Raw genomic sequence first — 22,779 nt, 5'->3', positions numbered from 1 at the left:
CGTGTGGGATCCGTGCTCAGGATCGCGTTCCCTCCATTCATCGAAAAGGATGACCAACATGGCGGATGATCGGCGCGGACGGTCGTTCGAATTGCGCCTCAGGCTTCTTGCCGGAAGCGTCAGCCGCCTGCAGCGGAACGCCGTCGCCGGCTGGCTGGTGTGTGGCTGCGCTGGATTGCGGGGAGCATAGCGGCTCTCGAGGGGAACTCGACAATGAGGATAAATTCGTGATCGACACACTGACCCTGCGTCCGACCGGCGTGCCGGAGGCGCTCGTCGCACCGCTGCCCGGACGAGGCGACCAGATCGAGATGCGCGCGCATCTTCTGGGCACGCGCATCGACATGCGCGCGCTTGCCGGATTCGGCGATCCCGAGACGGTCGAGCTGAAGGGCGCGGGTGCCTTCGTCTTCCGCTACGGCGCCGTCGTCCTCGTGGGCGCAACGCCCGCAGAAGAGGCGCTGATCCTGGCGCAGGTTGCGCCGCACGCCGTCGATCCGCCGGCCACCCCGGAGATCGAAACTGCACGCATCGAATTGCGTGACGGCGGCGAGGAAACCGTATCCGCCGACGGACGCATCCGGCTGCGAGAGGCAACTCGCGAGCGGTTGCTGCTTGCCGCCACGGTTCTCGCGCGCTCCGTGGTCCTCGCGCGCGACGAGATGCGCATCGAGGACGCTTTTGATCGGATCGAGCCGCTTCTCACCGACATGCGGGAGCATGGCCGCGCCCATCTTCCCATCCGTCAGATCATGCGCCAGATCGGCAGCATTCTCTCCGCCCAGCACCGTGTCGTCGGACGCGCGCGCATCGGCGAGAAGCCGGATCTGCTCTGGGAGCATCCCGAGCTCGATCGTCTCTACGGACGCCTTGAGGCTGAATACGAGTTGGGCGATCGCACGCGCACCATCGAACGGAAGCTCGAAATGCTCGGTGACTCGGCCGAGTGGCTGCTGGACCTGGTGCAGGACAAACGCTCGTTGCGCCTTGAGCTATCCGTAATCGGACTCATTGCTTTTGAAGTGGCCATCGGCCTCTATGAGATCGCGTTTCGCTGGCCGCACTAGGGCGCAGCCCTGCGCCGTCGCTGGCTGCCCTCATCACCGCGAGCCACAGGCCGCTGGGCGACGATTGGTGGCCCTGCGGCATCCGGCGTAACCGCGCCGCGTTCGACGCCTTTCTGCGCTATCATTGGGAGCAGGGTTTATCCAAGCGCCGTTGGACGGTCGAGGATGTGTTCGTGAACGATCGTCTCGGCGACTATCCGGCAGGCGACAGATCGGCGCGCCGGACGCGCACGGATACGTCCATGCCGTCGAAATCCTCCGCATCACCGAGATAGCCGCCCGTCACGGGCATGATCTGCCGGTTCAGTCGGGCGACGGCTACGGGGATCAGGTGCGCGTTGCCCACTCGGGCATTGGTCGGATCGAAGGCGATCCATCCGGCACCGGGCAAGTAGATCTCGGCCCAGGCGTGCGTCGAGCCGGGATTGTCGGGAGCCTGATCGAGATCGATGAGGTAACCTGAAACCGCTCGCGCACCGAAGCCGAGGTGGCGGGCCGCCTCGATGAACAGACCGGCTATGTCGCGACAGGAGCCGCTGCCGATGTCGAGCGTGTCTGCCGGCGATTGCGTGCCTTCCTCATCCCGCCAACGGTACGTGATGTTGGCGAGCATGCCGATGTTGAGATCCTTGAGCAGCGACAATGTGTCCGTCCGCGACCCCATGACGAAGCCGCGTGCCCAGTCGGCAACGCGCTCGCCACCCGGCTTCAGCCAGTCCGGCTGCGCCAGGCCGCCAAGATCGATGACGTCGTCAAGCGAGTAGGTAAAAGGATAGGTATGGGCCGTCGGATCTATGGCGAAGACCGGCCATTCCGGCGCGCGTTGCTCAACCTCGGCAGCTGCGACGATGACCAGTTCGGAGGCCGGTTCATCGAATGTGGCCGCGGCGATGAAATTCCCAAAGACGTCGACGGTCCAGGCTACGTCGGCGTCCGGCTGGAAGCGCAGCGACCGGGACAAGGTCGTCAGATGCTCGCCGTCGTATGGCGTCACGATCAACCGATGCGGCTGGAGCGTCACCGGGCGCTTGTAGCGGTAGCGCGTCTCGTGACGGATGGTCAGTCGCAAGCGACGATCCAGCATTGCGCATCGACCGACGCGCGCAATGTGCGCATAGCGGGGCCGGCTCGATCGGCGGGCCGGCCCCGAGCCATCATTATGCCAGACTGTGCTTGAGCGCGCTCATCTGGTCGTGGCCTTGGCGGACCGTCGTGAAGGCCTCGCGGATTACCGCGTTGCTCTCAGCCGCGAGCTCGGCATCGTTGAGGGCATCCTCGAACTTCGCCTTGATGTGGTCTTCGCCACGCTCGACTTCGATGACGATCGCCTTGTCATCGTTCGACGTGAAGGCCTGCTTCACGTCGAGGAAGGTGCGGTGAGCGGCAGCCAGGAAACTGCTGCCGGTCTCTGGCGTGCCGCCCAGACGCGCGACTTCGGCCTGCAATGCACGAGCGGCTTCGCCACGATCTCGGGCGAAGTCAGCGAACATGGTGGCGAAGCGGGTGCTCTCCGCGTCCTTTGCGGCATCCTCGTAGCCCTTCATGCTGTCGAGAGTCGTCTTCGTCAGTCCATTGAGGACGGAGATGTCGTGATCGCGGTTCATGGGATTTCCTTGATGGGAGATGCTTGAACGATCCCGGACACGAGATGGGCCCGCGGCAATCAGATCATTGGCGACTTCTCTCCGATTAATAGGGGGGCGACCGACGTGATCGCCGCCGAGAGGTTTTCCATGAACGAGCGTCCTTTTTTAAGAGGCGTTCTGGCTGTCGGGAGTGTCCGCAATTGGGTTCTGACCGCCACGGACCTGCCGGGCGACCGCGCCCTGTTGACGCCACCGGTCGTCAAATTTCATCGTCTTGAAAACGGCGTCGTAAGCGATGCGTAAGAGCCCCTTCTTGCGACGCGCGTCAAATCCTTGCCAGACCGCGCTGGCGCGATAATGGCGGGACCTGTGAAAGGGGCGGTTATGGAAATAAGACAAGACGACCCGGCCGCACCTCATGTGACTGAGCTGCTGGCGCATCATCTGCGAGAGCTTCAGGATGTGATGGCCGAGCATGCGTTTGCCCTCGACGCATCCGGCCTATCTGCGCCAAGCGTCACCTTCTGGACTGCTTGGGATGACGACATGCTCGCGGGCTTTGGCGCCCTGAAGCAGCTCAGCCCGTCTCATGGCGAAGTGAAGTCGATGCGCGCATCTCCCGTAGCTCGCGGCAAGGGCGTAGGCCGAGCCATACTCGCACACATCGTCGCCGAAGCCCGAAAGCGTGGCTACGAACGGCTTAGCTTGGAGACGGGCACCGCGACGTTGCATGTTCCAGCGATCTCGCTCTATCGCAGCGCTGGGTTCGTATCGTGTGGTGCCTTCAGCGACTATCAGCCGAGCGCTCACAATCAGTTCTTCATGCTCGATCTGCGCATTTAGGTTCTGACCTTCGTCGGCGCAAAATGACCTTCTTTTGCAACGATCGTCGCCCTGCTGTGAGATCGTCGGCTTCGCTGATGCAAAGGCCGCTCCGGAATGTCGGCTTGTTAAAGAGCGATGCCGAAAGCCGTCTGACCGGATTCCAGCCCCGAGCCGTTCAGGCCCATGATCCGCTTCGCCGAAAGCCGCCGCCCTGCCGAGATGAGTAGGTGTCCGGAGTCGGAGAGCGAGGAAGACGTACGAACGACGGACTCTGGGTCTCAGCGGTCATAGCGGCTCTCGACCTGCATCGTGGCCTGTTTGAACTGTCGCAAGGGCAATTGCGCGCCGCCCAGGCTGACTTCGCCTCGGCCAATGCCAAGGCACCGCATTATTCCGATCCGCTGAAAGCCTGGAGCGATCTGCTGGCACGCGCAGGCGATCGGAAAGGCGCTCTGGCGAAATATGACGAGGCCCTGAAATATGCCCCGGCCTGGTAGCGCTTCACGCGGCGCGCGATGCCGTAGCGAGGCGGTCGCCATCGTTAAGGTAATACGAGGTGGCTTTTCTCCTTGGGCGAGTTGTTGAACGTATTATGGCGTCCGTTTTTTAAACGACGAAATACGAAATACGCCCAAATCGTTCGTAGGTAGGTTGTCCGATTTACAGACTGACTGAGAACTTCCACCCAATGCGATTCGATGGGGGTGACGGGTACCCGTTGTTGCATGGCTCACAGAGAGCGATCCAGAAGAAAACCTCCGCTTGAAATTGTTCATTCGCCAGATCTGACCGCTAACGCGTCCTTTAAATCAACATCAATGAGAAGTCGTAGTTGAGGAATGACAAGGATAGTTGCTTGTAGGGCTGTGCGATGCTTGAGTGGCGAATCTCGGTATTGATTAGACGACCACATTTAGAGCGCAGAACAATATTATGTTCGACGATGTGTGTCAGTCATCGAAGTTCAGCTATAACTCGGGCGCACCGTGACTGCCCGTGCAGCCACGGTGTGTCGCTATCGGAGACGACGTTATCGAGCGCTCAGGCGAAAAAGGCTCGAAGCTGCTCGTGGACCTGCGGATAAAATATTTCGGCCGGCGCGCCCATTCTGGCTTTGAGATCAACAGTCAGATCGTCGGCAAGCACTTCGAGCGCGCCCGCCCCGATGCCGTCATAGGCTTGGGCGACGACGCTCGCCGCACTGGTCTTCGGAACATCGTATTGCGCTGCCATCGGCGTATCGATCATTCCGACATAGAGGCCGATCACCTTCGTGCCTTTGCCTTCCAGCTCCATCCTCAGCCCGTTGGTCGCCGACCACATCGCCGCTTTCGACGCCGCATATACAGTAGGCATCGGAACCCACGCAGCGAGGGACACGATGTTCAGCATCGTTCCGCCACCGTTCGCGGCGAGAACAGAGGCAAACGCGTTGGCGACGCGAAGCGTACCGAAGAAATTGGTTTCGAAGATGGACCGGGCGTCATCCTCCGGTCCGGAGAGGGCGTCATTCGCTGGAGCAACGGCAGCGTTGTTGATCAAAAGGTCGACGTCGGATGCTGCCTCGACCGCGCGTGATACGGAATCTGCGTTGGTGATGTCGAGTTGGAGAGGTTGGATGCGGGCGTCCGTCCAGCCCTTGGGCGTTCGCGCCGCGGCGTAAATCTTCGCCGCACCGCGCTCGAGCGCCTGCAGCACAAACTGCTCTCCGAGGCCGCCGTTCGCGCCGGTGATGAGGAGAGTGCGGCCCTCGAGCGAGAGGTTCGGCTTGCCGACTGGTGAGGTCATGATCTACTCCGGAAGGAAGTGGGGATTATCCCCGTCTTTATCTGGGGAGTGTCCCCATATCGTCAAGGCTGAATTCCATGATGGGTGAATTTTGACCGCGGCGGTGTTTCGCCCGATGCGGGCTGACGCCCGCCGAAACCGCGACGCCATTCTGCAAGCGGCCCGCGAGGTTTTTGCGAGCGACGGGGTGCTGGCCTCGCTGGACGGGATCGCGCTTCGGGCAGGGGTGGGAAACGCAACGCTATACCGGAACTTTCCGACCCGCGACGATCTGCTGGCGGCCGTGATGGAGGCGGACCTCGACGAGGCACTGGCCGAAGCGGAAACGCTGGCTCGCGAGCATTCCCCGCGCATAGCCCTCGCCGAATGGCTGGTTCGGCTGACTTGGCGGCTTCGCATCTGGCATGATCTGCCGCATTGCGTCGCCGAAGCGCGCGCCGCGCCGGGATCATCGATGAACCAGGCGGTTTCCATGCTCGTGCGGCAGACCGGCGAGCTTCTCGATCAGGCTAAGGCTGCGGGCGCTGCCGTGTCAGCAATCGAGGCCGACGAGGTTTTCGAATTGGTGACCGCGCTGTCGTGGGCGGTCGACCGTTTCGGAGACGACGAGATTGCCGCACGCAGGCGCGTGGAGGTGGGGACTGCAGGGCTCTTTTTGAGGAGCGACTAGCGGCCCAGTTTGGCTGGACGACAGCAGCTACGCTGTTGCGTCATTCCATGGGAACGGCATCGTTGCAGTGCGTGATTTCCGGCACGATAAGGCGTGACAGGTCTAAGCATGTGAGCAACGGAAACTGGAGGATCTCGATGTGGCGCTTGGTGCTGATCCTGTCCTTGGGCATGCCATTGATCGCAATAGCAGCTGAACCACCGGCCGACCTAGCGATCGGACCGGGAAAGACGTCGACTCCGGATCCGGGTAGCAAACGAGTTTGTGTTCAGTTTACCCGCACCGGTTCGCTTGTGGATCAATATCGCGTGTGCAAAACCAAGCGCGAATGGGATCAAGAACGCGAGCAAGTCCGTAGTATTGGGCCCAGTAGCAGCTGCCGTTCGCTCAAGGAAGGATGTGAATAATCAGCTCTTATTGCGATAATATCAAACGGATTTGATCTAATTTATTCGAATTGCTTCTGATTGTCGGCAGTGTCGAAGAATTTTGTGAGCAACATCCGTTCGGAAGCGGTGAGATGTGGATTCCAGACATCGAAGATCAGGACGGCGCGAAGGCTCTCACTTTCGTTCCAAGCCTCATGCTCGATAGTGTCGTCGAAAATAAGCGCCTTGCCTTCGCACCATGATCGAGTCTCGCCGCCCACCCGGAATCGGCAATTGGGGGGTATGACAAGAGGAAGATGCACGATTGCGCGGACGTTGCTGACGCCGGTGTGAGCCGGAATATGCGCCTTCGGCTTGAGCAGCGAGAAAAATGCGGTCGGCATTCGGCCGCTGACGCGCGCGAGTGGCAGGGCAGAAAGCGCCGCTGCGGTGCGCGGACAACGCGTTTGCGCGTGTTCCAATGCTTCACCATGCCGCCAGAGGTGGAAGGCCGTCCAATCAGGCGAACGATCGAGCGGCGACCAAAGGTTGGGCGGCGCGCCGGCTTCCAGTGTAACGTAAGGTTCGAAGACTCGATCGTCTGCGAGCAGCGCTAGAAGTTCCTGGCGGATGACATCGGTCTGTTCCTCGATTTGAGGCAGCCAAGGGAAAAGGTCGCGATCGAAGAATTCGTCGGCGGGCAGGAACGGGACGTGCAGGCCCGAACAGACGTTGGTGTAGATTGCCCGCTGGCCGAACATCGCCGCAATTGCGGCATCGACGCGTCGCCGCGCGAGCGTGCTGTGCTCGAGCGGCACAGCGGTCAGAGCGTCTTTGACCTGGCGTGCTATGTCGGCGTTGCGCCTGGCGACGAAGGCGCTGGCACGCTGCATCAGCGCTTCCAATGCGGGGCTGCGTTCGGGCTGTGCCTGCGCGACTGCGAGCACTTCCGACCAGCGCATGGCGGCTTCGGTGAGATCGCCTTGCCGGTGTCGGAGCTCGGCGAGGCGGACTAGGGTGGTCAAATCGCGACGGTCGTTCTCGAGCGCGTGAAGAAGTGCGTCGCGTTCGGTCGCCACATCCCCCAATCCACGCGCCGCTGCAGCGAGATTAAGCCAAAGCGCGATCGCGCCCGGATCGGCCGCCGTGGCATGCGCGAAGTGAATTTGCGCACGCTCAAATTCGGACGCCGCGAGGGCGCGCATGCCTAATGCGTTGTGAGCGGCAGCATGCTCCGGCACCAGCGCGACGACTTGCTCGAGCAGTGCGATCTCCTCGGCCGTCTCGTGGCGATTTCGTGCGTTGGCGGCGGCCGTCATCAGGCGTTGCGCCTCTTCTGCTGCTTGGCTCATCGCCGCATCCTATCTTGCTCACGGGCCGCGACAACCGGCAGTGGCGATTGCAACCGCGATGATCTAGCCTCGGAGCGATGGATCGTCTTTCTGACCCCAGCGCCGGACTGGTCGATCATGCTGCGCTGCTGCGCGACGGCCGCTGGCTGGCGCATCGCTATGATCCCGGGGCCGACGCAATCCATATGCTGTCCCTCGATCGGGCAGATCGCGCGGGGTCGACCTTCATCACCGACGAATATCTCCCGGCGGATCGCGCGCGTATCGTCGTCCATCGCCGCGCCTTGCTCGCCGCGGCACGGCCGCCAGCACCTCTCAAGCTGATTTTGCATTCGGCCTTCTGCTGCTCGACGCTACTGGCGCGCGCATTGGACCTGCCGGGGATCGCTACGGCGCTGAAAGAGCCCGTGCTGTTGAACGATGTCGTCGGCTGTCGGCGCGGCGGCATGGATCCCGCGAGGGTGGCGCCGCTGCTGGCCGACGCGATGGCCTTGCTGGCGCGACCGCTGCTTTCGGGCGAGGCGGTCGTGATTAAGCCTTCCAATATCGTCAACGCACTCGCTCCGGCGATGCTCGCAATGGGGCCGAATATTGCCGCGGTCCTGCTCTATGCGCCGCTGAGGGTATTTCTGGGATCGGTCGCGCGCAAAGGCATGTGGGGGCGGCTGTGGGTGCGCGAGCTGCTCGCGGGGCAGCTGGCGGATGGGATCGTTCGGATGGGGTTTTTGGCTGAGGACCATTTTCGTCAAACCGATCTTCAGGTCGCGGCGGTGGGGTGGCTTGCGCAGCACGCACTGTTCGGAACCCTGATCGAGCGGTTCGGCGCCACGCGTGTGCGCAGCCTCGATAGCGATTTGCTGATGGCGCGACCCGCTGACGCATTGGGGGCACTTGGCGAGCTTTTCACATTGCCGCTCGACGTGCCCGCCATCTTGGCTGGTCCCGCCTTCACGACCGACTCCAAGACTGGAAACGCGTTCGACGCGCGCGACCGCGGCGCGGCCATCGACATCGCCGCCTCGCTCCATGCCGACGAGATCGAGAAGGTTGCAGTCTGGGCGGAAGCGGTCGCCGCATCGGCCGGTATCGCGCTCGACCTGCCGGCGCCGTTGATCAAATGAAAAAGGAGCGGGTCGCCAGATAGGACGCCCGCTCACCCGTGTCGAACTTTGCGATTCCGATCCTAGAAGCTGAACTGTCCACTCACCCCGAAGCGCCGACCAAGTGTATCGTAGGTCGAGGGATAGGTGTTGCCGCTGTTGAAGAAGGTCGAGCCGATATCGTAGCCGACGATCGGCGGCAGCTTGTTGGCCAGGTTCTGCACCGTCACGAGGAAGGTGAAGTGGCTGGATGCTGCGAACCGCACGCTGGCGTCGAAGTAGTTGAACGCCTTGATCTTCGCGAAGGCAGGAAGAGCGGGGCCGTCGCCGTTCAACGCGTCGTCGGGCTCTTGCTTCATGCTGCTGATGTGGCGCCAGAGCAGCGACAGATCGACATTGCCGATCGTATAGGTGGTGCGCTGATTCCACGTATATTTGGGCTGGAGCGATCCCTTCTCCGGCGCGCCGGCACCGCCGCAATTGGTGCTGTAGAAGCCGACGCACTCGCGATTGAGCGCCGTCGGCGTCGCCTTGAACAGCGCCCGACGGGTCCACGTCCCTTGGAACGACAGATTGAGCGTGCCGGGCCCGAGGTCGTGCTTGTAGTTCGCGCCGAGATCGATGCCGTCGGTCAGTAGCGTGCCTTGATTGGTCAGCGGGAGGTAAAGGCCGCCGGTCGTCGCCGGATCGCCGTCGAGTGCGCCAGTGCTGGGGTTGCGGCGGATTGCGGTGCATGAACTGCTGGTGGCGCTGGCGGCCGTCACGCTACCGAAGCAGGCGCTGATGGCATCAAGCGGCGATAGCGAGGTGATCGCCTGCGTCACCTTGATATGGAAGTAATCCACAGTCAGCGAGAAGCCGCGAATGAACTGGCGCGGTTGCAGCACCATGCCAAGCGTGAAGCTGTCCGACTTTTCGGGCTTGAGCGCGAGGTTGCCGGCGGTAGTGGTGTTGGGCTGACCCGATGCCGGATCGCTGATCTTGCCGATCGACGACGCCGGCGCGCCTTGTGCGAGGCAGACCGCCGTCAGCGTCGCGTTACCGACCGGCTTCGACCCCGAGCACGGATCGGACGAAAGGTTGGTCAGGCCGGGACTGGCGGGCTGGAACAGTTCGTAGATGTTCGGCGCGCGTACGGCGTGCTGGTAGACGCCGCGAAACTTGACGCCCTCCACCGGTGTCCAGTCGCCGCCTGCCTTGTAGGTGGTTGTGTTCGATGTCGGGTGGCTGGGCGCATCCACGCGATAGTGGGAATAGCGCACGCCGGTCTCGAGCGTTAGGTTCTGGAAGAACGGCTTGTCTTCGATCAGCGCCGCCACGAGCTCGCCGAAGCCCTCGGTGACATTGTAGCCGCCGCTGAACGGGGTCAGCGTCGAGTCCAATCCCAGCTCGCCCGGCGTGGTCTTCTCGATGTCGCCCGCCTGCGACGCCTGATAGTCGCGATAATCGGCGCCGACGGCGAATTTGATCGGCGTATGTGCGAGCGGGCTCGCGAAGCCAACATCGCCGTTGATGAGCGCCGATCCTTGCGCAAGCGAGGACCGAACCACGCTGAATGCCGGCACGGTCACATAGCCGTTCATGGCCGACGTCACGGAGCCGGTGCCCCCGAACAGGTTGATCGGGACGCAGCCGGTATTGCCGCTCAGGCAGGTCGATGTGTTCGTGGCGAGCAGCGCGTCGCGTACGCGCGAAACCGAATAATAGCCCTGCTCGTAATGGTCGTTGGTGCTCTCGCCATAGCTCCCGGCGACGTCGAATGAGATGTGATCGGTGATCTTGCCGCGGAAGCCACCGCGATAATCGAACGTCTGCGTTTCGTAACGATCGACACGCGGTCCGGCATCGACCGATCGATAGCGCAGTTCCTCGGTCACCGTCCGATATGCGGGGCTCGACGGGCTCGTAGCCGTCGCCGCTGCGCTACATTCGGCTGTCGTATAGCCTGCGTCCGCGCAGAAGACGCTCCGTTCGGCCCCGGTCAGATAGGGGTTGGACAACGGAATGACGACATTCGAGCCGGCGACGCCGGACGGCGCCACGATCGTCTGCGTGACATTCTTGGAGTAGAGTCCACGCATATAGACTTCGATGTCGTCGGCGATCTCGTAATGACCGGCCGCATAAGCGTTGTAGCGTTTGAAGGGCAGCTGGAACACGTTGTACGGATTGAAGTTGAACGGCTGATAGAGGCCGGTTGCGAACGTTCCTGTACTCGGCTGCACCTGCACACGACCGCCGGTATTGCCAAGCAACGTGAAGACCGCTGGGTTGCTAAAGCTCGATCCGGCCGGCGCGCCCGAGAAGGAGTCTAGCGCGGTAATCGAATAATTGCGGTCGCCCTGGTAGATCGGCTGCGCGCTCTGATAGCCGAGCGAGACTACGACGTTACCTTTGCCGTCGGCGAAGTTGCCCCCGATCGTCCCATCGACGCGGAAATAATTGCCGTCGCCTTGTCCGGTCAGCTGATCGGAGGCGGATATCTCGACGCCCGAAAAGTCGGAGCGGGTGATGAAGTTGATGACGCCGGAGATGGCGTCGGCACCGTAGGTCGTCGACGCGCCGCCGGTCAAATTCTCGACGCGCTGGATGAGCGCCAACGGGATGTTGTTGAGATCGACGCGGCCGATCAGATCCGCCGGTGCGATCCGCTGTCCGTCGAGCAATACGAGGTTGCGGTTCGGGCCCAGCCCGCGAAGATCGGCGAACGAGAAGCCGGCATTGCCGTTATTGACTGCATTGCCGATGCTTGGAACCACGCCGGGAAGATCGCGGAGCAAATCTTCCGCCGTGTTGGACTGTCGCAACTGAATCTCTGCGCGCCCTGTGACTTGGATCGGGGTGGCGGAGATTGTTGAAGGATCGCGGATCAGCGTGCCCGTGACGACGATCTCGCCGCCGGTCGCCGTGGCGCCGGTATCGGGTGCCGGTGTCGCCGCCTCCTGTGCCACTGCCGGAGCAGCCGATAGAATTGACGACGCAAGTAGAGAAGACGCAAAAAGTCGTGCGCGAAAAGTCGCTACCATACATTCCCCCGTATGAGACACGTATACAGTCTGCTTCTTGGTGCTCGAATCCTTTAGATGGATTGTCGCTTATCTGTAGCAAATATTTTGCACTCGCGAATACGAATATTTCGTATTGTTGCGAATGGCGGTCGGTGTAGCGTCGGCGACACAGTCTTTCGGAATTTTGCTGTTTGGGAGAGGCGAAGATGATGATTTTGATGGCGTTCGTGCTGGCGACAGATGGAGCAGGCGCGCGCGGCGATCTGGTGGATGGACTGCGTGCATGTCAGTCCGTGCGTGCGTCGGATCAGCGGCTGGCGTGCCTCGATGTGGCGTCGGCGAAGCTCGTCGGCGCTGTGGACGAGGGATCGGCCACCTTGGTATCGCGCGAGGCGGCCCGGCGTACCCGCCGCTCGCTGTTCGGCTTCACGATTCCGAAGGACGCGCTCGCCGGTCTCACCGGGCGAGGCGACGAGGACCACGACGACATCAGGCAGGTTACCGGCATCGTCCAATCGGCGCAGGAAACTGGGCCTGATCACGCGGAGGTGCGGCTGGAGGATGGCTCGGTCTGGCGCAGCCTCGACAGCTTCCGCCGCCTGCCGCGTGGCGGTGACCCTGTGACGATCACGCGGGCGGCGCTGGGAACCTATTTCATGAGTGTCGGCCGCAATCCGGTCGGCACGCGCTGCATCCGCATCCGCTGACCGAAGTGCACTCATCGGCCGACTCCACGCCGCAGCCCGTCGCCCAGCAGGTTGACCGACAGGATCGTGAGGAAGATCGCCACGCCCGGCGGAATCGACAACCACGGCGCGCTAACCAGCCACGGCTCGGATTTGTTGAGCAGACTGCCCCAGCTGGGCGTCGGCGGCTGAATCCCGAAGCCGAGGAACGACAGCGCCGATTCCAGCATGATCGCGCCGCCCACGGCGATCGTCGCCGAGACGGCGATCGCGCCGAGCGCGTTGGGCAGGATGTGACGCACGACGATGGCGACCGGTCCCACGCCAAGTGCCCGCGCCGCCGCGACGAAGTCCCATGCCTTTAGGCCGCTTACCTGGGCGCGCACGAGCCGCGCGGTGGGCGTCCAGATCAGCCCTGCGATCAGGAGCACCAACAGCGCCGGGGTCGGCCGAACGAGCCCGGACACCACCAGCACAAGCGGTAGCGCAGGGATCGAGAGCATGACGTCGGTGAGGCGCATCGCCATCCGATCGGTCAGTCCGCCAGCATAGCCGGCGAGCGCGCCGATCGTCGTGCCGAACATGGTCGCGCACGCTGCGCCGGCGAGCCCGACCGACAGCGAGATACGACCGCCATAAAGGAGGCGCGTCAGCTCGTCGCGACCGAGTTCGTCGGTGCCGAGCCAATGCGCGCGCGACGGCGCATGCGGCAGTCCCATCAGCGCTAGGCTTTGCGCGTCGTAAGCGTAAGGCGACAGCATTGGCCCGAGCACGGCTGCAACCAGCATCAACCCGAGCATGGCGAGACCGAGCCGGACCGACGTGCGCAGCCGCGGGCGCAGCGGCAGGCGGCCATCCTCGACGGCCACCGTGTCCGCCGCGATGAGCACCGCCTCATCCATCGCGCAGCCGGGGATCGAGCAGGCCCTGAACCAGATCTGCGAGCAGGTTTGCGAGGATCACCGCGGCCGATCCCGCCAGCAGCACACCCATCAGCACCGGATAGTCGCGTCCGTCGAGGCTCTCGACGAACAGGCTGCCGATGCCGGGCCATGCGAACACCGCCTCGGTGATGACCGCGCCCGAGATCAGGCTGGCAAGATCGAGCGCGATAATGCTGATCGCGGGGACGATCGCATTGCGAAGCCCGTGGCGCAGCAGCACCGCCGGCCTCGATAGTCCCTTGGCGTAAGCCGTGCGGACATAGTCCTGCCGCAGTGCGTCGATCATCCCGGCACGGAGATAGCGGGTCCAGGCTGCCCCGGTTGCGAATGCCAGCACAGCCGCCGGCATGACTAGATGCGCCAGTCGATCGCCGAACGAACTGCCGCCGATCGTCTCGAGCCCGGCCGACGGCAGCCAGCCGAGTTTCACGCTGAACAGATATTGCAGCACCAGACCCAGCCAGAACACCGGTATGGACAGACCGCCCAGCGTGACCAGCTCGATGACGCGATCGATCCGCCGCCCATCGCGTGCTGCCGCGACGACGCCCAGCGCCATCGCCATCAACAGCGCGACCGAGGCGGCGACCGCGGCCAGCTCCAGCGTCGGGCCGATACGCTCGGTAATTTCCGTGAGGACAGGGCGGCCGGTTCGGATCGAATAGCCCCAGTCGCCGATCAGCATCGCCTTCAGCCACAGCGCATATTGCACCGTCAACGGTCGATCGAGGCCGTAGGCGCGCGCGATCCGTGCCAGCGCCTCGGGCGTGACTGACGGGTTGTCGGCATAGACGTCGAGCGGGCCGCCGGGCGCCAGATGGATCACCGCGAACAGGATCAACGATATGCCGATCAGCAGCGGTATCACGCCGAGCAGGCGGCGGAGGAGGGCGCCCGCGCTCATGCGTTCAGCCTCCAGCCGGCGCACGAGACATACGGAGTCATGTTGGTCGGGTTTGGCGTGAAGCCTTGTAGCCGGCTGTTCTTGCTGACCACCGCCACCGCGTTGGTGAGCGGGATCGTGGGCAGGTCGACCGCCAGGAGATGCTGCATCTCGAACGCCGCTCGCTTGCGCTCGACCGGGTCGAGCGTGCTTTCCATCTGCGCGAGGATCCGGTCCATCGCCGGATTGCTATAAGCTTGGCCGTTATTCGATCCGTGTGTGGCGAAGAAGCGGCTGTAGACCGGATCGACGCCGGTGACCCACGAGCTGTAGGTCATGTCGAAGTCGCCTTTGTAGCGCGCTTGGCGATAGGCGATCCCCATCTTGTTGTCGGCGAAGGCTTCGATGCCGATTGCCTTGAGTTGGGCGAGGATGATCTGCTGGGTCAGTTCGTCGTCGGCCTTTCCCGCCTGCGTGACGACGCGGAACGACAGGCGGGCGCCCGCGCGCGCCCGCACGCCATCCGGTCCCGGCACGTAGCCGGCCGCATCGAGGATCGCGCGCGCTCTGACTGGGTCGTAGGGATAACGTAGCGCGTGCGGATCGTGGAAATCGAAGATCGGGACGACCACCGACCAGGCCGGGGTCTGAAAGCCGCCATTGACCTTCACCATTGCCGAGCGATCGAGCGCGTGCGCGATCGCGCGCCGTATCGCGGGATCGCGCAGCAAGGGGTTGCGGAAGTTGAAGTCGAGATGCTGCCACGAAAGCAAAGGTGAGCGGACGAGATCGACGCCGGCCAGCCCGTTCATCTGCTTGGCCTGGTCGTAAGGCGTCTGGGTCACCAGATCGAGCTCGCCCGAGCGGAGCTGCGTCAGCAGCGTGTTCGAATTGGGGATAATCTTGAAGATCAGCCGATCGATGTACGGCAGCTGCCGCCCCGCCGCATCGCGCCGCCAGTAATGCGGGTTGCGCTCGGTCAGCACATATTGGCCGCGCCGGAAGCGCGTCACTATGAACGGCCCAGTGCCGATCGGCCGCTCGTTATAGGGTGCGTTGTTGAGGTTGACGCCCTCCAGCAGATGCTTGGGCAGGATGCCGAACGTGAACAGGGTGGCGGCGAAGGTCGGTGTAACTTTGGCGTAGCGGCAGACGACCGTAAACGGATCGGGCGTCTCGATCGCGACGATCTCCTCCGCACCATCCTTGGATTCCGCGAGAAAGGCGGGGTTGCGGACGGCGCGCCACGTGAATGCGACGTCGGCGGCGGTGAAGGGCGCGCCGTCGTGCCAGCGCACACCCCGCCGCAGTGCGTATGTGATCGTCATGCCCGTGCCGTCCGGGTCAATCACGATGCCGCCATTGGCGATCGACGGCACGCTTGTGGCGAGGACCGGCACGTAGCGCGCATGCGCATCGGGGGCGAGCAGCCCTTCAACCACCGCCGCCTGCACGTCGCCGAGGAAGCCGGTCGAATAGACGTTCAGCGTGTCGAGATCGTAGGTCAGCCCGGCGACCAGGGTGTTGTCGGCGCGGCGGCGGAGCGGCCGGCACCCGCTTAATGTCGTTGCAGCGGCGATGCCGCCCAATGCACCGCGCCGCGACCAATTCTGTCCCCGGCTGGCGTCGGTCATCAATAGCCTCGCGCCGGATCGACGACGTTCGCGAGCGGCTCGCCGCGTTCGTGGCGGCGTATGCTTTCGGCCATGACCGCGACCGAGGTGCGCGCGTGGGTGATCGCGGCGGCATGCGGCGTGATGAACACGCGCGGATGGCTCCAGAATGGGTGATCGCCCGGCAGCGGCTCCTGCCGGAACACATCGAGCGCGGCCGCGCCCAGCACGCCGTCGTCGAGCGCGCGCAGCAGGTCCGCATCGACCACCGCCGAGCCGCGCCCGCCATTCACCAGCAAGCTGCCCGGCCGCATCCGCGACAGCAGGCGATGATCGATCAGGTCGATCGTCTGCGCGGTCGCCGGCAGGAGATTGACCAGGACGTCCGCCCCCGCGACCGCATCGCCCAGCGCGTCGCGCCCGGCAAAGCCGGAGCAGCCCGGCACCACGCGCGGCGTGCGGCTCCACGTCCGCACCGCGAAGCCCAACGTCGCCAGCATCGTCGCGACCGGGCCACCCAGCTCGCCCGCGCCGAGCACGGTCACGATCCGCTCGGCCGCGAGCATTTCGGGCAGCTGCGCCCAGAGGCCGCCCGCCTGCTGCTCGCGATAGGCGAAGAGGTTGCGGTGCCACGCCAGCACGCGCCCCGCCACCCACTCGACCATGCCCGCGACGAGGCCCGGATCGACCATCCGCACCACCGGCACGCCCGGTGGCACCTCGCCCGATGCCAGCAGATGCTCGACCCCGGCATTGATGCTGAGGATCACCTCCAGTCCTTTGAGCGACGCGAGCAAGCCCGGCGGCGGCAGGCCCACGACCACATAGGGGGTCGGCGCGCCGTCGTCGGGCACCGCCGTCACCACCTCATGCTCGGGCAGTTCGGCGCGGAACAGGGTCGCGAACCCTTCGGGATTGGTGCGGGCGGCGATCAGGATGCGGGGCATGCGGTTCATAGCTCGTGCTGGCGGATACAGGCGGTGGCGTGGCCGTCGGACGTGCCGGTGAGTGGCGGTATCGCCTCGGCGCATGCGGGCGCGGCATGCGGGCAGCGGGTGCGGAAGACGCAACCTGATGGCGGGGCGAGCGGGCTGGGGGGATCGCCGGTCAACAGCTGACGCGCTGTTGCGCGTGCGCCGATCCTCGGAACAGCATCGATCAGCGCGCGCGTATAAGGATGGCGCGGTTGTGCGAAGACGTCGGCGGTACGCCCGATCTCCATCACCCGGCCGAGATAGATCACCATCACTCGGTCGCAGACGAAGCGCACCAGATCGAGGTCATGCGCGATGAACAGCATCGACAGCGCCATCTCGGCGCGCAGGTCCATCAACAGGTTGACGATGCCGGCCTGCACGGACACGTCGAGCGCTGATACGGCTTCGTCTGCGATCAGCAGATCGGGTTCGACAATTAGCGCGCGGGCTATGCCGACCCGCTGCCGCTGTCCACCCGATAGCGCCTGTGGCCGGCGCCCAGCGGCATCGTGCGGCAGGCCGACGCGCGCCAGCATCGCCGTGACCCGCGCGGGGCGGTCGGCGCGGTCGCCGATGCGATGGACCGCGAGCCCTTCGCCCACCGCGTGGCCAATGGTCATCGCCGGATTGAGGCTGGCGGTGGGGTCCTGGAACACTGCCTGCATGCGTCGCCGCACCGGCAGCATGCGGCCCGGCGGCAGTGCGTCGATCCGTTCGCCCGCCAGCCGGATCGCGCCGCCGCTCGGCTCGATCAGGCGCAGGATCGCGCGGCCGAGCGTGGTCTTGCCCGATCCGCTCTCGCCGACCACACCCAGTACCTCGCCTAGGCCGAGCGCGAACGATACGTTCTGCACCGCATGCACCTTTGCTGGCGGTCGCCAGAACGGCGTCGGCACGCGGAAGCCAACGCTGAGATCGGTCACTTCCAGCAGCGCGCTCACAGGCTGTCCCAACGGAAACAGCGCGACGAGCGGCTCGGCGCGACGATCGCCGCCGGCGGGATGTCGCGCCGACACGTTTCGAGAGCCTTGCCGCAGCGGGGCGCGAATGCGCAGCCGGGCAGGGGGCGGCGGAGATCGAGAACCGATCCGGTGATCGCGCGCAGTCGGCCGTCAGCGGCGCGCGTCGGCAGGCTGTCGAGCAGCGCCTGCGTGTAGGGATGACGGGGATGGGCAAACAACGCTGCCGCCGGCGCGGTCTCGACGATGCGGCCGCCATACATCACGGCAACGCGGTCGGCGATTTCCGCCACGACCGCCAGATTGTGGGTGATGAACAGCATCGCCATGCCGCGTGCGTGCTGGATGCGCCGGAGCAGATCGAGGATCTGCGCCTGCACGGTCACGTCCAGGGCGGTGGTCGGCTCGTCCGCAATCAGCAATTGTGGATCGCAGCCGAGTGCGAGCGCGATCAGCACGCGCTGGCGCATGCCGCCTGACAATTCATGCGGAAAAGAGGCGGCCCGGCGCTCGACATCGGGGATGCCCACCTCGCGCAACGCATCAAGCACCGCTTGGCGTAGCGCCTTCCCCGAGAGCCTGCGATGGAGGCGGAGTGCCTCGGCAATCTGCGCGCCGACGCGCTGGACCGGGTTCAGGCTTGTCATCGGATCCTGGAAGATCATCGCCATCCGATGCCCGCGCAGTCGGCCGATGGCGCGTCGCGACAAGGTGGTCAGATCGCAGGTCGTGCTGTCGTCCAGCCGCAGCACGATTCTGCCTGCCACACGCGCCATGTAGGGATCGTGCAGGCCCATGATCGCGAGACTGGTGGCGGACTTGCCCGAGCCGCTCTCGCCAACCAGTGCCAGCGTCTCGCCCGGAGCGATGGCAAGATCGATGCCGTTCAGCACGCGCACTGCCCCTCCCACGGGATCGACGAAGTCGAGCGTCAGTCCGCTTATGTCGATCACCGGTGCGGTCGCCGCACCCATCATGCGATTAGGCCTGCGCGTGACATTTCGTCGCCGGCCCATGCCACGGGCACGTGGCCGTAGCCGATCAGCCGGTCGTGAAAATCGCGGGCGGATCCGCGCCAGCGCGTGCGCAGCGCGCGGATATGATCGACGCCGAGAGCGTACATCAGCCGCGTGCCCGGCAGCATGGCGTTGCGGGTTACCTCATTATCGACGCGTTCGGGCGCGAATCCGGCCTTGTCGCGATAGAAAGCCGCGGCTTCGGTGGGTGACCACGCGCCCGTCGCGAGGCGGATGTCGACGATGATGCTGGCGACGTTGCGCCGTTCCATCTGCTTCAGATAGACGCGCTCAGCATCGGTGTAGAAGCCGGGCGACTCCTGCATCATGTCCTGCACGTAACAGGCCCATCCCTCGACCATCGTTCCCGACGACAGGAAGGCGAGGCCGAGCGCGCAATCGGTGCCCGCCACCTGCGCGAGCCGTGAGGCGGCGGTGCGGGCGCGCGCATTCTGTGTATGGTGGCCGACGCTGCCATGATGGACGGCGTGGATGATGCGCACGTTGGCGTCGTTGTTGGCGCGGAGATAGGCCTCGGGCGTGGCGGGCGGCGGCGCCACCCAATAGACGCTTCCGCGGCCAGCCGCATCGGCGGGCGGCGAGCGATAGGGCAGGAAATAGAGCGCCTGCGCGACACGGTGGAAACAGGGATCGAGCCAGAGATAATCGAGTTGATAATCGTTGGCGGTCGTCACCAGATTGCTGGCACAGGCGCGGGTTTCGGTATCCAGCGAGCGATAACGGTCGATCACCGCATCGGCGGATGGAGCGGTCCGGCTCGACAGCGTGCCGATGATCGCGTCGGCGGTGCGGGTGGCGTCGATGCTCGCGGCGAGCTCGGTCAGCTCCTCACCAAGCTGGGCGAAACGTGCCTCCGCCTGCGCCAGTGCGTCCTCCGGCGTGAGCGTCAGACCATGCCCCTCCTGCATCAGCAGCTGGAGATAGTCGTGTCCGCATGCCGAGGGCGCGTCGGGCAGATTGGCAATCGCCGATCCAAAGTCGCGCAGCGCGGCAGCGGTACCTGCGGCAGGCGCGGCCCACGTCGCGTCCCAGTCGGCGTGGAGCCGTATGTCGCCGTCGAGGAACGCCGCCATCGCTTCTGCCTCGCGCATCGCGCGCTGTGTCCAGGCGTGCGGCGCCGCACCATCGGCCAGTCGCGCGCGCGCGTCGGCAAGGAAGTCGGGCACGGTTTCCAGCCGCGCACGCACGGCCGCACGCGGCGTCGGCCGTCCGCTCGGCAGCAGCAGAGAGACGATCGCGAACGCCGCCTCTCCGCTATACCAGGCAGGGTTGGCGAAGCGGGGCAGATGATCCAGCGCCGCCTCGCCAAGCGCCAGCTGCGCGTCGGCGATCTTCCGATCCAGCCGCGCACCCACGTCGTCGATCTCGGGAAGGTCCGCCAGCGCGGCGCGGGTCGCGGCGATGCTGCGGCGCTCCGCATCCGCCGCTCCAGCAGACACATCCGGCAGCCGATGATCGTGGCCATCGATACCCATGAAGCTCGCATCCACCGGGCGGAAGGCGAGATGGTGCGCCAGCAGAAGATCGGCGGCAGCGCTCACGTCGATCCCACCTCGACCCAGCGGCGTTCGAAATGCGCTGCGACGATCGCGTCGACGATTTGCTGGCTCTTGGCGCCGTCGTGAAAGGTGCACTCCTCTGGCCGCCCCTCGATGATCTCGTCGACGAAGAAGCGGATCAGGTTGCGGAAATAGAGTTCGGGCCACGGCGTGCCCAAGTCGGTGCCTGGCGGCAGATCAGCGGTCGCCAGGTCGACCGGCCTGAACTCGACATCGTCGGCGGTGGCACGATGCAGCGTTTCAGCGACGCCGAATTCGGTGACCAGCCGCGCGACCGCCGCGCCCCGGGAACCATAGACGCGTAACTCGATGCCAGGGTAGTTGCCGACCGCGACATAGCTGGTCTGGAGCATGCCCTGCGCGCCGTCGGCATAATCGACGAGCGCGACCGTGCCGTCCTCGACCTGAAAGCGCTGGCGGCCGTCAAGCCCGCGCACCAGCCGCTCGGGCACGAAGTTGCGCATGCTGCTGGCGACCGCGGCGAATTCGCCGCCGACCCAGCGCATCAGATCGACCAGATGCGAACCGTAGCCGACGATCGACGCCGGGATCAGGCGATCGCGCGGCGCAGTCACGTCGAACTGGCGCAGCGGAAAATCGGGGTCGAGGAATTGAGAATTCTGCTCAAGCCCATGGATGTGGAAGATCTCGCCGAGTTCGCCCGCGTCGATCCAATGCTTCAGCAGCCGGATCGCTGGTGAATAGCGGAACGTGAAACCCAGTTTCGTGCGCACGCCCCGCTCGCTCGCGCGCCGCGCTGCATCGAAAGCGGGCGCTGCGAGCGTGTGGAGCGGCTTCTCCGACATCACGTGCTTGCCCGCGGCAATGACGTCGAGGCTCAGCGGCAGATGGGTCGCAGTCGGCGTGCAGACGTCGATCATCGCGATCGTCGGATCGGCCAGCATCGCGCGGTGATCGGTGTAGACCGCCTTCGCGCCGAACTGCGCTGCCAGCGCCTCGGCCCGGTCGCGCTCGATATCGCAGATCGCGGCGATCTCGACGCCGTCATGCGCGGCGTAACCGGGCAGATGCGCCTTTTCGGCCCAATGGTGCGCGCCGATGATGCCGACTCGCAGCGCCATCAGGCCGCAGCCTCCGCGCCGAACATTTCGAGGCTTTGCGGACTGTGGACCTCGCCATACAGCGTGGCGATGAACTCGCCGCGTTGCTCGGGCGACACGCGTTCACGAACTCGGCGGACACTCTCGTTGCCAGCGTAATAACTGGCGATGAACGGGCCGCGGAACGGATGCGACGCCATGCGCAACCGCCCCTGCACCCACGCCTCCTGCCCGCACGCGACGGTGCGGAGATAGTCGGCCACCTCGTCGCGCGGCTGACCCTCGGCCATCAGCCGCCACGCCGCCGTCGTCTGCGCCGCGCTCTTCAGGCTGCGCAGGGCGAGGTGGATCTCGTCGTCCAGATCCTCGATCCAGTCGATCAACTGGACGCCCTGGTCCCCGATCCCTTCCTGCACGCAGCCGGTGACGGCGTTGGTGGTGCAAAGCAGGGCATCCGGCTCGGATCGCCCCGCATCCACCTCGGCGCGGGTCGAGAGCAATTGGGTGGCATGGCCGGGAAAAACTTCGTGGCACACCAGATGCTTGAGTCCGGCGCGGGTGAAGGCATTGTCGACGTTCAGGTCCATGCGCCGCTCGGCGAAGCCGCATCGGGCGGTGAAGGGCACGTCGCGCAGCGGATTGAGCGCCATGTCGTAGTCGCCCGGATCGAAGATCATCGCCGCGGTGCGTGCCCGTGCAAGCGCCATCAGCGCGCGAAATTCGGCTTCGATCCGTTCGGGCGCAATCGCGCGGGCCGCTTCCCACGATTCAACCCGATTGCGCAGCGTGCCGCGGGAGAAGCCGGCGCGCGCGAGCCCATCCGACAGCGCCGTGGCGTGGGCGGCGATCTCCTCGTCCGGAACCGGTGCCGGTTCGGCGCCGACGAGGTCGCGCACCTTTTCGGCATAAGAAAGCTCGGCGCCGGAGAAGAGCTGTGCTGCGGCGCGAAGCGAAGGCACCATGTCGCGCAGGAATATGCCGCGCTGGTCGACGCCGACGTCCTCAACCTGCACAGCGAGCTCATCGATGTCGGCAAACACCTCGTCCCATGCCGAATAGGATCGGGCCTCGACAATGTCGTCGCCCATGAAGATCGGCACGAGGCCCTCGCCGTCGAGCAGGCTCTCGCCGCTCGACCGGCTCCGCTCGAACCGGTCGATCCCCATGGTTACGGCAGCAAGGTCGGCACCGATCGTCTCGCCCCGTCCTGCCACCACCGATCCCCCATCGTGTAAGTTTGGTTACTATGCCGCAGCGCAAAAAAGGCACAAGCCGGCGTGCGGCGGCCCGAACGTC

22 protein-coding genes are annotated in these 22,779 nt (G+C 64.7%); 7 read left to right on the top strand and 15 right to left on the bottom strand.

The annotated features are described in order from the left end of the window. The first annotated feature begins 227 nt into the window (after positions 1 to 227). Entirely contained in the window at positions 228 to 1,067 is an 840-nt protein-coding gene (locus tag K8P63_RS15730; RefSeq protein WP_223796963.1) for an RMD1 family protein, read from the top strand. A gap of 193 nt (positions 1,068 to 1,260) precedes the next feature. Here the strand turns inward: K8P63_RS15730 and K8P63_RS15725 are convergent, their stop codons facing one another. Together K8P63_RS15725 and K8P63_RS15720 are read right to left on the bottom strand one after the other, a co-directional pair. Continuing rightward, entirely contained in the window at positions 1,261 to 2,151 is an 891-nt protein-coding gene (locus K8P63_RS15725; protein ID WP_223796962.1) for a transglutaminase family protein, read from the bottom strand. Positions 2,152 to 2,224: 73 nt separating this feature from the next. Continuing rightward, a complete protein-coding gene (locus tag K8P63_RS15720) occupies positions 2,225 to 2,671 on the bottom strand; it encodes a ferritin-like domain-containing protein (protein WP_223796961.1) in 447 nt (148 codons plus the stop codon). Between the two features lie 105 nt (positions 2,672 to 2,776). Here K8P63_RS15720 and K8P63_RS15715 point away from each other — a divergent pair, with 105 nt between their 5' ends. The 3 genes from K8P63_RS15715 to K8P63_RS15705 all read left to right on the top strand — a co-directional run bounded on the left by K8P63_RS15715 (position 2,777) and on the right by K8P63_RS15705 (position 3,975). After that, entirely contained in the window at positions 2,777 to 2,956 is a 180-nt protein-coding gene (locus tag K8P63_RS15715) for a hypothetical protein (protein ID WP_223796960.1), read from the top strand. Between the two features lie 117 nt (positions 2,957 to 3,073). Further along, on the top strand, positions 3,074 to 3,496 hold the full coding sequence (locus K8P63_RS15710) for a GNAT family N-acetyltransferase (protein WP_223796959.1): 423 nt from the start codon (positions 3,074 to 3,076) through the stop codon (positions 3,494 to 3,496). 209 nt (positions 3,497 to 3,705) lie between these two features. Then, positions 3,706 to 3,975 (top strand): hypothetical protein, encoded by a 270-nt coding sequence (locus tag K8P63_RS15705; protein ID WP_223796958.1) that lies wholly within the window; start codon positions 3,706 to 3,708, stop codon positions 3,973 to 3,975. 544 nt (positions 3,976 to 4,519) lie between these two features. Here the strand turns inward: K8P63_RS15705 and K8P63_RS15700 are convergent. After that, positions 4,520 to 5,266 (bottom strand): SDR family oxidoreductase, encoded by a 747-nt coding sequence (locus K8P63_RS15700; RefSeq protein WP_223796957.1) that lies wholly within the window; start codon positions 5,264 to 5,266, stop codon positions 4,520 to 4,522. A gap of 91 nt (positions 5,267 to 5,357) precedes the next feature. Here K8P63_RS15700 and K8P63_RS15695 point away from each other — a divergent pair, with 91 nt between their 5' ends. After that, positions 5,358 to 5,936, top strand: a complete 579-nt coding sequence (locus tag K8P63_RS15695; protein WP_223796956.1) for a TetR/AcrR family transcriptional regulator — start codon at positions 5,358 to 5,360, stop codon at positions 5,934 to 5,936. A gap of 448 nt (positions 5,937 to 6,384) precedes the next feature. Here K8P63_RS15695 and K8P63_RS15690 read toward each other — a convergent pair whose 3' ends face one another. Together K8P63_RS15690 and K8P63_RS15685 are read right to left on the bottom strand one after the other, a co-directional pair. Continuing rightward, positions 6,385 to 7,656, bottom strand: coding sequence for an aspartyl/asparaginyl beta-hydroxylase domain-containing protein (locus tag K8P63_RS15690; protein ID WP_223796955.1), 1,272 nt, complete (start codon positions 7,654 to 7,656; stop codon positions 6,385 to 6,387). After that, the gene (locus K8P63_RS15685; protein ID WP_223796954.1) at positions 7,653 to 7,931 is read right to left on the bottom strand and encodes a hypothetical protein; all 279 of its coding nucleotides are present in this window, start codon (positions 7,929 to 7,931) and stop codon (positions 7,653 to 7,655) included. The genes K8P63_RS15690 and K8P63_RS15685 overlap by 4 nt, the downstream gene beginning before the upstream one ends. Before the next feature lie 9 nt (positions 7,932 to 7,940). Between K8P63_RS15685 and K8P63_RS15680 the strand changes: the two genes are divergently transcribed. After that, positions 7,941 to 8,777, top strand: coding sequence for a hypothetical protein (locus K8P63_RS15680; protein WP_223796953.1), 837 nt, complete (start codon positions 7,941 to 7,943; stop codon positions 8,775 to 8,777). A gap of 62 nt (positions 8,778 to 8,839) precedes the next feature. Here K8P63_RS15680 and K8P63_RS15675 read toward each other — a convergent pair whose 3' ends face one another. Further along, positions 8,840 to 11,707 (bottom strand): TonB-dependent receptor domain-containing protein, encoded by a 2,868-nt coding sequence (locus tag K8P63_RS15675; RefSeq protein ID WP_223796952.1) that lies wholly within the window; start codon positions 11,705 to 11,707, stop codon positions 8,840 to 8,842. A 263-nt stretch (positions 11,708 to 11,970) separates the two neighbouring features. Here K8P63_RS15675 and K8P63_RS15670 point away from each other — a divergent pair, with 263 nt between their 5' ends. Further along, positions 11,971 to 12,471 (top strand): hypothetical protein, encoded by a 501-nt coding sequence (locus tag K8P63_RS15670; protein ID WP_223796951.1) that lies wholly within the window; start codon positions 11,971 to 11,973, stop codon positions 12,469 to 12,471. 11 nt (positions 12,472 to 12,482) lie between these two features. Here the strand turns inward: K8P63_RS15670 and K8P63_RS15665 are convergent, their stop codons facing one another. Genes K8P63_RS15665 through K8P63_RS15625 form a run of 9 tightly spaced genes read right to left on the bottom strand, consistent with a single transcriptional unit; the run spans position 12,483 to position 22,700 of the window. Continuing rightward, positions 12,483 to 13,340, bottom strand: coding sequence for an ABC transporter permease (locus K8P63_RS15665; protein ID WP_223796950.1), 858 nt, complete (start codon positions 13,338 to 13,340; stop codon positions 12,483 to 12,485). Positions 13,341 to 13,344: 4 nt separating this feature from the next. Further along, a complete protein-coding gene (locus K8P63_RS15660; RefSeq protein WP_223796949.1) occupies positions 13,345 to 14,298 on the bottom strand; it encodes an ABC transporter permease in 954 nt (317 codons plus the stop codon). Next, positions 14,295 to 15,911 (bottom strand): peptide ABC transporter substrate-binding protein, encoded by a 1,617-nt coding sequence (locus K8P63_RS15655; RefSeq protein WP_223796948.1) that lies wholly within the window; start codon positions 15,909 to 15,911, stop codon positions 14,295 to 14,297. The genes K8P63_RS15660 and K8P63_RS15655 overlap by 4 nt, the downstream gene beginning before the upstream one ends. Further along, positions 15,911 to 16,846 (bottom strand): 2-hydroxyacid dehydrogenase, encoded by a 936-nt coding sequence (locus tag K8P63_RS15650; protein ID WP_223796947.1) that lies wholly within the window; start codon positions 16,844 to 16,846, stop codon positions 15,911 to 15,913. Before K8P63_RS15650 ends, K8P63_RS15655 begins: the two co-directional genes overlap by 1 nt. Then, positions 16,843 to 17,883, bottom strand: a complete 1,041-nt coding sequence (locus K8P63_RS15645; RefSeq protein WP_223796946.1) for an ABC transporter ATP-binding protein — start codon at positions 17,881 to 17,883, stop codon at positions 16,843 to 16,845. The genes K8P63_RS15650 and K8P63_RS15645 overlap by 4 nt, the downstream gene beginning before the upstream one ends. After that, on the bottom strand, positions 17,805 to 18,803 hold the full coding sequence (locus K8P63_RS15640) for an ABC transporter ATP-binding protein (RefSeq protein ID WP_223796945.1): 999 nt from the start codon (positions 18,801 to 18,803) through the stop codon (positions 17,805 to 17,807). The genes K8P63_RS15645 and K8P63_RS15640 overlap by 79 nt, the downstream gene beginning before the upstream one ends. Next, positions 18,800 to 20,404 carry a DUF885 family protein gene (locus K8P63_RS15635; RefSeq protein ID WP_223796944.1) on the bottom strand — a complete coding sequence of 535 codons (1,605 nt, stop codon included), beginning with the start codon at positions 20,402 to 20,404 and terminating at the stop codon, positions 18,800 to 18,802. The genes K8P63_RS15640 and K8P63_RS15635 overlap by 4 nt, the downstream gene beginning before the upstream one ends. Continuing rightward, a complete protein-coding gene (locus K8P63_RS15630; RefSeq protein ID WP_223796943.1) occupies positions 20,401 to 21,504 on the bottom strand; it encodes a Gfo/Idh/MocA family protein in 1,104 nt (367 codons plus the stop codon). Before K8P63_RS15630 ends, K8P63_RS15635 begins: the two co-directional genes overlap by 4 nt. After that, positions 21,504 to 22,700: a hypothetical protein gene (locus tag K8P63_RS15625; RefSeq protein ID WP_223796942.1), complete on the bottom strand. Its 1,197-nt coding sequence runs from the start codon at positions 22,698 to 22,700 to the stop codon at positions 21,504 to 21,506. The genes K8P63_RS15630 and K8P63_RS15625 overlap by 1 nt, the downstream gene beginning before the upstream one ends. Positions 22,701 to 22,779: the final 79 nt, after the last annotated feature.

Origin of the sequence: Sphingomonas nostoxanthinifaciens (genome assembly GCF_019930585.1) — a bacterium.
Classification (GTDB): Bacteria; Pseudomonadota; Alphaproteobacteria; order Sphingomonadales; family Sphingomonadaceae; genus Sphingomonas_I; species Sphingomonas_I nostoxanthinifaciens.
The sequence above is the reverse complement of the archived record's forward strand: the minus strand, read 5'-3'. Positions and strand labels throughout refer to the sequence as shown.